Origin of the sequence: Psychrobacter sp. FME13 (assembly GCF_014861395.1) — a bacterium.
GTDB lineage: Bacteria > Pseudomonadota > Gammaproteobacteria > Pseudomonadales > Moraxellaceae > Psychrobacter.
On sequence record NZ_RRYV01000013.1, the window covers coordinates 1 to 14,070 of the forward strand.

Genomic DNA, 14,070 nt, shown 5'->3' on the forward strand with positions numbered 1-14,070 from the left:
CGGCCTTATCAGAGAGTACTTGCCTAAGGGTTGTGACTTTAGACAAGTCTCTGATGATGAGATGCAGGACATTGAGAACAAATTAAACAACAGACCAAGAAAACGATTAGGGTTTAAGACGCCTATGCAGGCGTTCTATAATATTAATTAGCGTTGCACTTGGTGTGTTAATCTAAGAAATAAATATTGAGCCTAAAAGTAAGAAATATTTTACTTTAAAAAATGGACAAAAAATATGTCTAAATTCTAACAATCCTAATTTAGAAAAAACTATTTACACACCTTTAAACAAGCAATCATTGTCAGTCTCAATTGCTGGCATAGATGACAAAAATGAAATCTCGATAATTTTTTACAAAAAATTTGACTATCCTTACCTAGTTGAGTAATAAGGAATTTCTAGATGCTATTATTGATACGAAAAAGTAGAATAAGGTGTTTAGATCGAGTAATGAATTCTTATATATTCAATATACTTAAAATAATATTCGTGCTATCAACAACTAGTCTTCTTGGATGTTTCCAAGACTATCCTACGCATAGCCCTCCTATCGAAGGAAGTATTGATATATCGAAAAACAGCAAAGGTGATTTATGTTTTATGCCAATATTCAGTTCTGCCGTCGTTATGGAAAATCCTATAATTTTTAATTATATTAAAATGGAAGAGCTTGCTATATTGGATCCGAATGCTGAAATAAGTGATCATGTCAAAATACAGATTAAACCCAAGAATAAAAATTATTTCAGTTTGAGAGATGGGCAAAAAATATGTTTAAACTCTAATAATCCTAATTTAGAACAAATTACTTATTCTAAGTTAGATAGGCAATTGTTAATAGTTTCAATTGGAGGTTTAGACGATAAGAAAGATCATTTTATAAGTTTTCAAAAAGAGTTTAATTATCCTTATACACCTGAGTGACAACTATCCTTCCATCGGCAGACTGATAGGCGATACGTAGGTAAGCTAATAATCAGAAAGGTATAACCTAATGCAAAAAAAAGTTTTCACTCTGTTGACCCTCATCCTACTGACGTCTTGCATGGCTAACAATGATCCTAATCAGGATCAGGCCAGTGATGCTCCTACTGAAAAACATGACAGCTCAAAAATAAATAATGAGCAAACTATAGAAGAAAAAGAGCAAGTAGTTGACGAACGTGAAGATAATGAAGCCGTTCTACGTCACTTTGTAAAACAATGGAAGAAACCCATGAGTCCTGATGAAAAAGCAAGAAATTATCAATTTTTACTCGAGCTTAGTAAAAAGGGAGATATAAATTTTACCAAAAAAAATTATAGTAAGGCATGGTACGAATATAGTACAGGCTCCATTTACTATCCCTCTCCGAGGGTATTGGTAAAATCAGGAGACGCTTTAATATTAGCGTATATTAGTTCTTCATTCACAATCTGTAAATGTACTCCAAGTGATATAAACGACATGCCAAAAGAGACAAGCATGAAAACTGTTGAATTAGATTACTTAAGATATAGAATAGACAGAGAGTATGGTGTAGCGCTTGCTCTCAACCGTTATTCTAAGATAGATTATAAAAACGAGCAGCGTTTAAGCAAGGAAGAAGAGCAGCAGTTAGTCGAAAAAATAGAGTGTCTAAACGAGAAGCTTGACTTTGAAGCTGAGTCAGCTGACGTATCTATTTTGGCGCCATGTGTTGGTTGATAAATTTCAAAAAGAGGTCGATTGCATACCCGTACCAGAAGGTAAAACGTATGAGCAAGTGAGTCCAAATCAGCCGATTAAATAGTATTTTCTACTGGAGTTTTAATGTATCAAAAAAGAATCACACCTTTAATTCAGCCTTTACTACTAACGACACTGCTATCCAGTAGTTTGATAACTGCTGCTTGTTCAGCGGAGTCTTCAAACACACCTATATTATCTAATCAAAGCACCCCTGCTGAAATATATAAACTCGGACTAGCCTACTATGAGGGCGACTCGGTTCCTCAAAACTATGATAAAGCTTTTGAACTGTTTCAAAAAGCTGCTAACCAGAAGTACTCTGATGCTCAATTTAATCTTGGTGTTATGTACGAAAACGGCATAGGCATTGATCAAAACTATGAAAAAGCAATGCAATGGTATTTGTTAGCAGCTGATAATGGAGACTTTGAGGATCAAAATAATATAGGCTCACTATACTATTTTGGCAAAGGCGTAGATCAGAACTATGATAAAGCTTTTGAATGGTACAAAAAAGCTGCTGATCAAGGGGTAGGTGTAGCACAACTTAATATGGGTGGTCTCTATGAGAACGGTTATGGTGTGCCGCAAGACTGTGACACAGCTTTTGAATGGTATACATTGGCAGCTGACAATGGAGACTTTGATGCCCAAAATAATCTTGGCACTTTTTATGAAAACGGCTACAGCGTACCGCAAGACTATGATAAGGCTTTAGAGTGGTATACCAAAGCCGCTGATCAAGGTTTAGATTTAGCACAACTTAACATCGGTGGTCTCTACGAGAATGGCAACGGCGTGCCGCAAGATTATGACACAGCTTTTGAGTGGTATCAAAAGGCAGCTGATCAAGGCAACCAAGAAGCCAGCAATCGCATCGGTAGATTAGTCATGAATGATAAAATCGACGATACAGGCATTACTATCTACAGCACTCAAGAAACGGGTCTCACATTGGGTGATCTTGAGGGCAGCTTGAGCGAATAGAGATCGTTCTATTAGATATCAACTTAGGTAACCTAACAGTCATATGCTTCGTGATACTCCATCTTAGACTTAATGATCTTTTCGATATGTCTGACGAATATCTTGGTCTCGGGTCGACTATCTTCATCAACGATCAGCAAACCTCCTATCGAAACATAGCAGACGCCAGCAGACTTAGTAGGTAATAGATTGGTCCACTTAGAAAAAATATCATTCTCTAGTTGTACCGTTTGCCAGTAGTTCGATAAATAATAGTCACCTATCGTAGATTGCCACGTACAAACTTCAGACTCCGTGATAACTGATTGAACTGCTAATGGCGTTTGAAACAGTGCCTCTTTGTGTAATCCATCGAATGCTCGGATGACGAAAGCAGCAGGATGGTTTGGGAACTCCTCTCTTTCTCTTGATCGAGGCATACTTTGTGCTTGCTTTGTCTGAAAAGACTCAATAGTACTCATATCAACCTGATCAGCCATTTCAGACTCCAGCTCACGTATAGGCTTTGAGTACAAGGAATCTAAAAGATCTATATCACTTAACGATATAGATAAAGAGCCAATAATTTTTTCGTTATCTTCCTCTCGTACACCGCCATACATGCTAACGCCAATAACACAATTATCAAATGCCCATTCACAGTGCTCTACTACATTATCACTATAGTAATGGCTATCAGAGAAATAGTTTGACCCCGGACCTAAATACGCTATAAGTTTTTTAATAACCTGTTGCCTATTAAATAGTTGTGCTGGGATATTGATCCATATTGAATCAATCAATCGGTCGTCATCTGCTGCACTAAAATGACAGTAAGCAACGTTGAGAGACCAAAACTTAGCTAATTTTATAGTTACTATTTTAGGCATATAACTTTCTTCATAAGAGCGAGTTACCGTATCTTTTTCAGGAAGCTGAGCTTTTATATCAGATAACTTATCACCCCATTTAAATGTCACATCACCGAATAGAAATTCGTTTTTTCTCATGAATGTCTCTTTTAAGATACTGTATAGTCATAATGATATACTTATGTCTATTATTAAGAAAGCTGTTAGGAAGTCTCTAGATTAGATATTAAGCCATTTACAAAAACATCTTCTAGCAATGAGAACACTATGAAAAATCTACTCGTAGCGATACTAAGTATTTTGGGTACTTGCCTACTATCTACGCCTGCAAATGCAGCAAGTTTTGATTGCAACAAAGCTGCTACTTGGGTAGAAAAAACCATTTGCAAAAGTCCTGAGCTTTCTAAGCTTGATGACACAATGGCAAAAAAATATAAAAGCAATCTTGCTACTTCTTCTGATTATGAAGACAGCACAGCTTTTAAAAATAGAACTATTGCGAATCAACGCACATGGCTCATGTTTCAGCGTGATACCTGTAAAAGTGAAGAATGTCTGATACGCGAGTATAAAGAATATATCGAAGAGCAAACCAATTACGGTGTGGCTTGGAGTTTTTCAGATGAGCTAAGTCGTTCTGATTTACCGAGCAAAAGTGCCTTTGGGGATTTTTCTCAAACCTCTCAAATCTCAATATATAATTCAGAAACGCAGAAATGGGAAGATACAGGAGAAGCAACAAACACGGTATCAATTCATAGTGTCGCTAATAAGCCTCACCTTTCCATTATCGAGGGCGTTTTGATTTTTACCAATGCGCATATCTGTGATTTGGGAGAAAGCAAAGCCATATGGTCAGAGAATCATTGGGTCATAAACGATGATCAGCCAGATCAAAGCGTTGATCTGCGTTTATATCCAGCAATTTATCAAGGTAAGAATCAATTGTTATTAAGAGACATGGACGACCAATATAGAAAACTGCACTGCGGTATGCGAGGGTATTTTGACGGGATTGTGTTGAAACGTGGGGTGAGTTAGGTTTGCTAATTTAAAATTAGACTTCGCTGAACATTTTCAAATCGGCAGGTTTTTTATACAAAAAAGGCAGCAAGGTAAACAACCTCGCCACCTTTATGTTTTGATCTAATATTTATATCCCAACCGCAACCTCAGCCCCATCACGAATCGCACGTTTGGCATCTAGCTCAGCTGCTAGCTTAGCACCGCCGATTAAGTGATACTGCGCATCTGGTGCATCACCGACATTTGGCATCAGCTCAACAACAGACTCTTGACCAGCACAGACGACAACGCTATCAACACGTAATAACTGGCTTTGACCTTGACTGTTGGTGACCCAAATACCTTCGTTGGTGATTTTGTCATACTGCACACCCGCGACTTGGATGACGCCGTGTGATTTGATATGCGCACGATGCACCCAACCAGAGGTTTTATTCAATCCACTACCCAAGCGGCCTTTGCTACGCTGCATGAGGTAAACTTGGCGAACAGGTTTAATGGCTTCAGGCTTAACCAAACCACCATCCGTTTGATAATTGACATCATTGGTCACGCCCCACTCTTCACGCCACTCACTAATAGACTGCGGTGTGGTGCGATAGCTTGGATCTTTTAGCGCATCAGGGCCAATTTCATCCAGCGACTGGCCATGATTAGCGGTTAGATATTCACTGACATCAAAACCAATACCACCAGCACCGATGACAGCTACAGTATTGCCAACTGATTTCTCGCCAGAGAGCAGCTCAGCATAACTCATCACTTGTGGTAACTCAGCACCCTCTAATTTACCTTCTAGGCTTCTAGGCACGACACCTGTTGCCACGATGACGTGATGAAACTTGGCTTGTTCGATCATGGCTTTATCAACCTTAGTATTGAGTTGAATCTCAACACCTAAATGCTCAAGCTCATTGATATAGTAGCGAATGGTCTCAAAGAACTCTTCTTTACCAGGGATGACTTTGGCATAGTTGAACTGACCGCCCAAGACATCTTTAGCTTCGAACAATGTCACTTCATGACCACGCAGCGCTGCCACATGTGCCGCTGACATACCTGCGACACCGCCACCGATAACCGCTACCTTTTTAGGTTTTTTAACTTTTTTATAGACCAGTTCAGTTTCATGACAAGCTTGAGGATTGACCAGACACGTTGAGCGTTTGTTTTCGAACGTGTGATCGAGGCAGGCTTGGTTACAGGCGATACAAGTATTAATACGGTCCGCTTGACCATTTTTAGCTTTATTGACCCAATGGGCATCAGCTAAGAATGGACGCGCCATTTGAATCATATCAGCTTGACCTTTAGCGACGATGTCTTCCGCTGTTTCTGGCATATTGATGCGGTTGGCCGCCATCATTGGGATATTAATATGCTTTTTGATTTCAGCGGTAAAATCAACAAAGGCTGCCCGTGGTACGCTCGTGACAATGGTCGGAACACGCGCTTCATGCCAGCCAATGCCAGTGTTCATGATGGTCACGCCTGCTTCTTCTAGCGCTTTTGCCACGGTGATGACTTCGTCCATGACGTTACCGTCTTTGACCAAATCAATCACTGACAGACGGAATAGAATAATAAAATCTTCACCGGCAGCGGCACGAACCGCTTTGACCACATCAACAGCGAACTTCATACGGCCGTGGATATCACCGCCGTAAATGTCTTCACGCTGATTCACATGACGCGATAAAAACTGGTTGAGCAAGTACCCTTCTGAGCCCATGATTTCGACACCGTCATACCCTGCTTGCTTGGCAAGCTTGGCTGAACGAGCGTAGTCTTTTACCGTCTGCTCGATGTTTTTAATACTCATCTTGCGCGGTTTAAATGGTGAGATTGGCGATTTAATCGGACTTGATGACAGTACAAAAGGATGATAACCGTAACGCCCGCTATGCAAGATTTGCATAATGATTTTGCTGTCGTGCTTATGAGCCGCACGGGTCACACGTTGATGGTTCATAACGTCGGCTTTGGTGTTCATGGTACCACCCGCAGGGAGCAACCACCCCTCGCGATTGGGTGAGATACCACCTGTAATCATCATCGCCACGCCGCCTTTTGCACGCTCTTCGAAATATGCTGCCAACTTGCCGTAATTATAAAAACGATCTTCAAGTCCTGTATGCATAGAACCCATAACCATACGGTTTTTAAGCGTCGTAAAACCCAAATTGAGTGGTTCAAATAAATGTGGATAGTATTGGTTGGTATTGGCAGTTTCAATCGGCGTGGCAGTGCGGCTGGCTGACATATCATTTTCCTTATGAATGGCTTGCGGGACGTAACATGACTCATATCCTAACACACCGCTATTATTGTCAGCTATGCAGACAAACGACTGGTGAGTGGACATTATATTAACGACAGTAGACACCTCTACAGTAACTGGTTAAATAAACACCAAAAAATCAGTACAATTGTCTGTTATGACCGTTTATAATCATTAGATGCTGATACCGTCGATTAGAATTAGCACGGGCTTGGTCCTTCGACCATAGCGCTGACCGCGACTAAGATATTAGCGAATTTAAAAAACAGGATAAAGGATTATCTTCATGACAGACTTCCACACTGGTCTTGGCAAAAATGCGGCCAACCATCAACCACTAACCCCTATTGACTTCATTATTCGCAGTGCGCAGGTGTACCCTGACAAGACTGCCATCATCTACGACGATCTAGAACACAACAACCTTACTCAAACATGGCAACAGACCTATGATCGTTGCAGGCAGTTAGCTGATGGACTACGCAAACTGGGGGTTGATAAAAATGATACGGTGGCAGTAATGATGCCGAATACGCCAGCGATGATCGAATGTGCCTTTGGCGTACCCATGTCAGGTGGCGTGCTCTGTACTTTAAATACCCGACTCGACATCAATGCCCTCACCTTTTGTCTGCAGCACTCAGAGGCTAAAGTTCTCATTTTAGACAGTGAGTTTGCTGAGTATGCCGAGATTATCGATGAAACTTTTCCCAACTTAATCGTCATTCATGCGACAGACACTGCCATCAAGGTCGAACGATTTGGACAAATGAGCTATGAGGAATTGGTTGCTAGCGCTGACAGTTTAGACAACTGGGAAAAACCATTAGACGAATGGGACGCGGTTGCACTGAATTATACCTCTGGTACAACAGGCAAGCCCAAAGGGGTGGTCTACCATCATCGTGGTGCCACACTAAATGCCGTCTCTAATATTTTAGATTGGGATATGCCCAAGCATCCGATGTATCTCTGGACGCTACCACTGTTTCATTGTAATGGTTGGTGTTTTCCGTGGACTATTGCAGAGCGTGCTGGTGTCAATGTCTGCTTGCGCAGGATAGATGCAGACTTGATTTTACAGCTGATTGCTAAGTATAAAGTCAGCCATTATTGTTCAGCACCTGTGGTACATAATATGATTGCAGGCGGCAAACCTGAATATAAACAGGCGATTACCCATCAAGTCAATGGCTGGGTCGCTGGGGCACCACCATCTGAAACCATGCTAGCGGCAATGGAGAAAATGGGCTTTCATATTTCTCACGTTTATGGCCTCACAGAAGTATATGGGCCAGTGACGGTCTGTGCAGAGCAAGAAGACTGGGATGAGATAGATGTCGCCGCTCGTGCCCAGAAAAAATCACGCCAAGGGGTAATATCTCACCTCATGACGGGATTTGAAGTGTTCAAACAAGGTACCACTGAGCCCGTCACAGCCAATGGTGAAGAGATGGGCGAGCTAGCACTGCGTGGTAATATGGTGATGAAAGGTTATCTTAAAAGCCGTAAAGCCACCGAAGATGCCTTTGCTGATGGCTGGTTTCGTACGGGTGACTTGGGTGTCAAATACCCTGATGGCTACATCAAAATCATGGACAGGCTTAAAGACATCATCATCTCAGGCGGTGAAAACATCTCTAGTATCGAAGTCGAAAATGTTCTGTATAAAATGCCTGAAATTGAAAGCTGTGCCGTCGTTGCCGCACCACATGATAAATGGGGTGAAGTACCCGTTGCCTTTATTGAAATTCATGCAGGCAATACTTTACAACGCGACACCGTGATGGAACATTGCAAGCAACATTTAGCAAGCTTTAAAGTACCAAAATATATTATCTTTGCTGAAATACCAAAGACCAGTACTGGTAAAGTACAAAAATTTGAACTGCGCCATGCAGCCAAATCATTGGCACACGAAACACCAAAAGTCACGGCTAGCGCTCAATAAAGCGGTAATTTATTAAATTACAACTCATAAAAAGGTCAGCTATATATAGCTGACCTTTTTTGCGAACACTAGGGCGTGTTGAACATTCAAATGTTAGGACTGCTGATCGCTAAAATTGCACCAAACTAGGCGCAAACCGACGATAATATCGAGATCTTAGCTAGGCTTGCAACAACGTTTGGGGTGATTTTAGCATCAGCCCTTTGGGGCAGTACTCTTTTTTGCCAATATATGGCGAAATTGTTTAACCTAGAATGACTAGGCATCAAAAATTTCACTGCATATTGTCTAAAAAATAGTCACTGCCAGCACCACATTTGAATGTTCAACACGCCCTAACCTATTTATACTGTAATTGGTTCAATATAATTTGGAGATAAAGAAGCCAAGTAAAAGCACTCCAAATAGTAGACTAAGCGAGGCTGTTTGAGCGCTAGTTTATAGAGAACTCATCTATCAGCCCAGTTTGGGCTCAAGCCATTGATAAATCAACATACCGATGATCATGGCGGGGATAAAGACATAAGCCTGCCATTGCCCTGTGCCAAGCAGCACAATACCTGGTCCTGGGCAGATACCCACCAAACCCCAACCGATACCAAACAGCATCGCGCCGATGAGGAGCTTTTTATTAATCACCGTTTTGCTCGGCAGTTCTATCATTGTACCGATCCAGCTAGTCTGTTGGCGCTTGGCAAGTTGCACACCAACGATTGCCACGATTAATCCACCGCCCATAACCAATGCAAGGGAGATATCCCATGCACCAAAGATATCTAGAAACCCTTGTACTTTCACAGGATCAGTCATACCAGATATTAGCAATCCAAAGCCAAACAGCAACCCTGCCACTAATCCAATCAAATTTTTTAACATTGTCGTTTCTCGCTATTATTTCTTATCAATACAGCTTCTTATCAATACAGCTAAATACGGTCTTTGCCTTTTCTAAATCAAGCCTAAAATCTGCCGACCGATATAAACCGTCACAATACCAAAAAACATAAAAGTCGCCGTTGCTGCCATCGAACGTGGAGACAAGCGCGCATTACCACAGATACCGTGGCCACTAGTACAGCCAGATCCCAAACGTGTCCCGAACCCAACCAACAACCCTGCACCAATTAATAATGGCAAAGAGCTGCTGATTGCCACCTCAGGCAACGGTTTGACGATGCTATATAAGATTGGCGAGACGATGAGACCTACGATAAATAGCACTTGCCACATCTCTACGCGCTTGGGCTTCAACAAGCTAGAAAAAATACCGCTAATGCCTGCAATACGTCCGATACCGAGCAGCAATATGACCGTTGCCACACCTAGTATTAGACCACCTACCAAGGAAATTGGCGTAAATGCTTGCCAGTCTATCTGTATATTCATATTGTTTACCCAGTCTTATGTTTATTAGAAACAGACTTCAATAATTAATTTATATAAATACATTATATTATAAAATATAATAAAAAGCCAAAAAATACCGAACCTAGCATAATGCTGTGGCTCAGTACTCTTTTATTCTAAAAAACCTATCTAATACCATGCACAAAAATTAGAGTAGCAAGGAAAACGAGTGCAAGTGCTACTCACTGTAGACTAAACAAGTTTGACACCGCTAATCGTATTTTTTGGGATTGGTATAACCTAAAAAACTTACTTACTATTCAGCCAATACTTCATCAAGTACTGACTCAAAACGCGAAACCGCACCATCAACATCAGTTAATTTGTCTAGACCGAATAAGCCCAAGCGGAAGGTCTTAAAATTATCAGGCTCACCCACTTTAAGTGGTACACCAGACGCAATCTGCATACCTGCTGCTGCAAACGCACTACCTTTATGCATATCATCACGGTCGGTATAAACCACGACAACACCTGGCGCTTCAAATCCCTTCGCCGCCACGCTTTCGATACCTTTGTCGGCAAAGACTTGACGAATACGATTGCCCAGTTCCCACTGCGCATCACACAATGTATCAAAACCAACTTTTTTGGCTTCTAAAATAGTATCGCGGAACTGACGCAAGCTGTCCGTTGGCATGGTCGCATGATAAGCATGGCCACCGTTCTCATAGGCACGCATTATATTTAACCACTGCTTCAAGTCTAGGCTAAAGCTATCAGACTCCGTGCTGTCTACTTTTTTGACAGCAGCATCGCTTAACATGACCAAACCAGCACACGGCGTACTACTCCAACCTTTTTGTGGCGCGCTAATAAGAACATCGATACCTAAAGCTTGCATATCCAACCAGACACAACCTGACGCGATACAGTCAATGACCAATAAACCGCCTACGCTATGCACGGCAGCACTTAATGCTTTAATATAATCCGCTGACAGAATAATACCTGATGAGGTTTCAACGTGTGGGGCAAATACGACTGCTGGCTTTTCTGCTTTAATCTTAGCAACCGCTTCATCAATATCAACAGGTGAAAATGGTTTTGGCGTATCACCTTCTTCACGGTGCGCAGTCAATACGGTGGTCGACTTGGCAATCTTGCCTTTTTCTAAGATTTGCGTCCAGCGATAGCTAAACCAACCATTACGGATGACCAGACAATCTTCATCATTTGCCAATTGGCGTGCTACGGCCTCCATACCAGAAGTACCAGAACCAGGAACGATAGCAACAGCATCAGCGTTATACACTGATTTCAGCTCACTAGATAAGTCATTCATCACTTGCTGAAAGACTTTCGACATGTGATTAAGGGCACGGTCAGTATAGACCACTGAGTATTCTAATAAGCCGTTTGGATCAATATCTTGGCGTAATGCAGTCATGGGACACTCCTAGTTTATTGTTAGGTAATTTAATAATTCTTAATGATTGGCTACAAAAAAAATTCAGAAAATAAAATCCAAATATCAAAAAGTAGACACTAAAATTCAAACACTCTCTAAACAACTCTAGCCAATATTAATCGTATACGCCTACCATTCACAAAAATTAGAGTAGCGAGAGGAAGTACTACGCATGATAGATTAAGCAAGTTTGATGCGGCTAATCGTGCTTTTTGGATTTGGTATAATATCGAGTAATAATCGAGAGTATGATGCAGGGTTGACGATATAGCACTTTATCCTAGTGCTATTGCCGTTGGTAACCATGTCTTTTACGCATTCGTTTTATTAACTTTAAATCAAGTTATATAAAGATAGATGCGCCGTTATAGATGCTACACGGTGGTAGATTGATAACGAGAGTTATGGGGTATTAATGAGATGAACAGGTAGAGATCTAGCTGGCACTAAAACTTCTAGCACATGACCATTAGCAAGTTTTGACATATTATCATCACTTAATATGCTCATAACAGCTTGATATTAGCACTGATAATGTAGGTTGACAACGATATGTTTATGCGATGACTTGCGCCAGCTCATATCAAGAGGTTTTGATAAGTTACCTGATCAATAAATAGCGGCTATCGATGACTGCGATGCGCATCTTGTAGTCCCGACACCACAAAATCCAGCAGCTCACTATCACCCTCTCGGGCAGCCTTGCGCATCAGCTTCGATGGTGCGTGTGTCAATGTCTGAGTCAGACGGCGTGACAGCTCAGTGATGATTGCTTCGGGAGTGGCATTGTTTTGCTGCAATTGAGCTAAGGACTCATGTAATAGCTTATCTACCTGACCTTGCGTACACGATCGATACTGCTCAATATCTTTACCGACTTGGCGCACTTGAAAGCGACGATCCATCTCAACGACCAACTGACTGACCAGTAACTCCGCATCTACAGCTGCTTGCCTGCGCTGCTCGATGTTACCCGCAATGACATGCTGCAGGTCATCGACAGAATACAAATAAATATCATCGATACGGCTAATGGTCGAGTCGATATCTCGTGGTACAGCCAAGTCAATCATCAACATAGGCTGATAACGACGACGCTTTAGCGCCTGCACAGTCATGGTTTTATCAATTAACAAATCCATACTACCACTACAACTACTGACAATATCAGCATCCGCCAATACTTGCGGCAGCTCTTGTAGGGTTCGGACTTCCACACGGCGATTAGGATTGCGCAATTCCGCCGCCAATGCTTCCGCCCGCTCAGGATTGCGGTTGCAGATAATAACACGCCCAACGCCAAGACCTGCGATATGCGTGGCTACCAGTCGATTCATCTCCCCTGCGGCAACGACCAGTAAAGTACGACTAGGTAAGTCATCAAATATTTGTGTGACCAACTTGGCGGCTGCATAGCTAAGCGAGACCGCTTGGGTACCTACTTTGGTCTCGTTACGCACTCGCTTCGCAGCAGCAAACACTTGGTCGACGACCCAACCAAGCTGATTACTCAGTGTGTTTTCCTCTTGTGCAAGGTGTACTGAGCGCTTGATTTGACCCAGTATCTGCGGCTCACCCAATATCATAGAATCTAACCCTGCAGCGACGCGGAGCCAATGAGTCAATGCGTGAGTATCACGATGCACATAAAGGTATGGGTCAACCTCAGTAAGAGACAATTGCTTAAAAGTAGCCAACCATGTTTTAATTTTGATAATATGAGCACTGATAGCAGCAGAAGACAACGTGGCACTGCTACTAAAGGCGTTATTAGAAACTGGTGCTATAGCAGGATTTGCTACTTGCGCACCTGCGGAAGGGGAAACCAACACTTGCGAGGCTGATTTTTGTGAGACTGAGCTTTGTGATGCCGGTTTTGAAGTGGCCAGAGTTTGTGGTACTAGTGCGTAAATCTCAGTTCGGTTACAGGTGGAAACGATTACGCTACCATCTGTTAATGCTTCTAACTGTTTGAGCGCGACATTCACATCGTCACCTACTAGCGCCAAGCGCTCTCTTAGAGCGACTGGTGCAGTTTTGTGATTGACTCCGATAACCACTAATCTCATTATTGATAGACCATAAAAATGACGCTCACCTGCCAGCCCCACTATCTTATTATTTTGAAAAGACAGTTTTGAGTGACAACGTTGAAAGGAGTACCCTAAAAATCGCTCATTATATCATTATTGCTGGCTTTAATTAACACTCACCCATCTATGATAGCTATTTGATTGTATCTGGGCATACATGTAACAAATCAACCACTCATATGATTGGTAAAGCCAATATTTATGTTTTAGCAAATGTTTATAAAAACTGACATAAACTATTCGCCTCCTCCACGCTAACTTGTTATATTTCTATAGTATGCCAACCAATATAAATAGTCAGAAAGCCATACTTTGCTAAACAGTAGTCAGTAGAAAAACTATTACCAATAT

Annotated in this window: 11 protein-coding genes and 1 pseudogene; 6 read left to right on the plus strand and 6 right to left on the minus strand. The window is 41.7% G+C overall.

From position 1 onward, the window contains the following. The 4 genes and pseudogenes from EI164_RS16900 to EI164_RS03180 all read left to right on the plus strand — a co-directional run. Positions 1-151 (plus strand): annotated as a pseudogene (locus tag EI164_RS16900) (IS30 family transposase); the annotation flags it as partial. Between the two features lie 450 nt (positions 152-601). Continuing rightward, entirely contained in the window at positions 602-925 is a 324-nt protein-coding gene (locus tag EI164_RS03170) for a hypothetical protein (RefSeq protein ID WP_192518556.1), read from the plus strand. Between the two features lie 121 nt (positions 926-1,046). Further along, on the plus strand, positions 1,047-1,688 hold the full coding sequence (locus tag EI164_RS03175) for a hypothetical protein (RefSeq protein WP_192518557.1): 642 nt from the start codon (positions 1,047-1,049) through the stop codon (positions 1,686-1,688). A 105-nt stretch (positions 1,689-1,793) separates the two neighbouring features. Then, on the plus strand, positions 1,794-2,699 hold the full coding sequence (locus EI164_RS03180) for a tetratricopeptide repeat protein (RefSeq protein ID WP_192518558.1): 906 nt from the start codon (positions 1,794-1,796) through the stop codon (positions 2,697-2,699). A gap of 32 nt (positions 2,700-2,731) precedes the next feature. Here EI164_RS03180 and EI164_RS03185 read toward each other — a convergent pair whose 3' ends face one another. Further along, complete coding sequence (locus EI164_RS03185; RefSeq protein ID WP_192518559.1) at positions 2,732-3,688, minus strand: hypothetical protein; 957 nt, start codon at positions 3,686-3,688, stop codon at positions 2,732-2,734. A 129-nt stretch (positions 3,689-3,817) separates the two neighbouring features. On the opposite strand from EI164_RS03185, the gene EI164_RS03190 reads away from it, so the two are divergent. Further along, a complete protein-coding gene (locus tag EI164_RS03190; protein ID WP_192518560.1) occupies positions 3,818-4,591 on the plus strand; it encodes a lysozyme inhibitor LprI family protein in 774 nt (257 codons plus the stop codon). 112 nt (positions 4,592-4,703) lie between these two features. Here EI164_RS03190 and EI164_RS03195 read toward each other — a convergent pair whose 3' ends face one another. Further along, the gene (locus EI164_RS03195; RefSeq protein ID WP_192518561.1) at positions 4,704-6,839 is read right to left on the minus strand and encodes an NADPH-dependent 2,4-dienoyl-CoA reductase; all 2,136 of its coding nucleotides are present in this window, start codon (positions 6,837-6,839) and stop codon (positions 4,704-4,706) included. Positions 6,840-7,143: 304 nt separating this feature from the next. Between EI164_RS03195 and EI164_RS03200 the strand changes: the two genes are divergently transcribed. Then, positions 7,144-8,808, plus strand: coding sequence for an AMP-binding protein (locus tag EI164_RS03200; protein WP_192518562.1), 1,665 nt, complete (start codon positions 7,144-7,146; stop codon positions 8,806-8,808). Between the two features lie 456 nt (positions 8,809-9,264). Here EI164_RS03200 and EI164_RS03205 read toward each other — a convergent pair whose 3' ends face one another. The 4 genes from EI164_RS03205 to hemA all read right to left on the minus strand — a co-directional run bounded on the left by EI164_RS03205 (position 9,265) and on the right by hemA (position 13,695). Next, complete coding sequence (locus tag EI164_RS03205; RefSeq protein WP_192518563.1) at positions 9,265-9,684, minus strand: DUF6691 family protein; 420 nt, start codon at positions 9,682-9,684, stop codon at positions 9,265-9,267. A gap of 72 nt (positions 9,685-9,756) precedes the next feature. Next, positions 9,757-10,194 carry a YeeE/YedE family protein gene (locus EI164_RS03210; protein ID WP_192518564.1) on the minus strand — a complete coding sequence of 146 codons (438 nt, stop codon included), beginning with the start codon at positions 10,192-10,194 and terminating at the stop codon, positions 9,757-9,759. A gap of 277 nt (positions 10,195-10,471) precedes the next feature. Then, entirely contained in the window at positions 10,472-11,605 is a 1,134-nt protein-coding gene (locus EI164_RS03215; protein WP_192518565.1) for an aminotransferase class V-fold PLP-dependent enzyme, read from the minus strand. Between the two features lie 644 nt (positions 11,606-12,249). Beyond that, on the minus strand, positions 12,250-13,695 hold the full coding sequence (gene hemA / locus EI164_RS03220; RefSeq protein ID WP_192518566.1) for a glutamyl-tRNA reductase: 1,446 nt from the start codon (positions 13,693-13,695) through the stop codon (positions 12,250-12,252). Positions 13,696-14,070 lie beyond the last annotated feature (375 nt).

Bases quoted from the DNA above. Each gene is read 5' to 3' on its own strand.
- EI164_RS03170 (WP_192518556.1), top strand. From the start codon at position 602: ATGCCAATATTCAGTTCTGCCGTCGTTATGGAAAATCCTATAATTTTT.
- EI164_RS03175 (WP_192518557.1), top strand. From the start codon at position 1,047: ATGGCTAACAATGATCCTAATCAGGATCAGGCCAGTGATGCTCCTACT.
- EI164_RS03180 (WP_192518558.1), top strand. From the start codon at position 1,794: ATGTATCAAAAAAGAATCACACCTTTAATTCAGCCTTTACTACTAACG.
- EI164_RS03185 (WP_192518559.1), bottom strand. From the start codon at position 3,688: ATGAGAAAAAACGAATTTCTATTCGGTGATGTGACATTTAAATGGGGT.
- EI164_RS03190 (WP_192518560.1), top strand. From the start codon at position 3,818: ATGAAAAATCTACTCGTAGCGATACTAAGTATTTTGGGTACTTGCCTA.
- EI164_RS03195 (WP_192518561.1), bottom strand. From the start codon at position 6,839: ATGTCAGCCAGCCGCACTGCCACGCCGATTGAAACTGCCAATACCAAC.
- EI164_RS03200 (WP_192518562.1), top strand. From the start codon at position 7,144: ATGACAGACTTCCACACTGGTCTTGGCAAAAATGCGGCCAACCATCAA.
- EI164_RS03205 (WP_192518563.1), bottom strand. From the start codon at position 9,684: ATGTTAAAAAATTTGATTGGATTAGTGGCAGGGTTGCTGTTTGGCTTT.
- EI164_RS03210 (WP_192518564.1), bottom strand. From the start codon at position 10,194: ATGAATATACAGATAGACTGGCAAGCATTTACGCCAATTTCCTTGGTA.
- EI164_RS03215 (WP_192518565.1), bottom strand. From the start codon at position 11,605: ATGACTGCATTACGCCAAGATATTGATCCAAACGGCTTATTAGAATAC.
- hemA (WP_192518566.1), bottom strand. From the start codon at position 13,695: ATGAGATTAGTGGTTATCGGAGTCAATCACAAAACTGCACCAGTCGCT.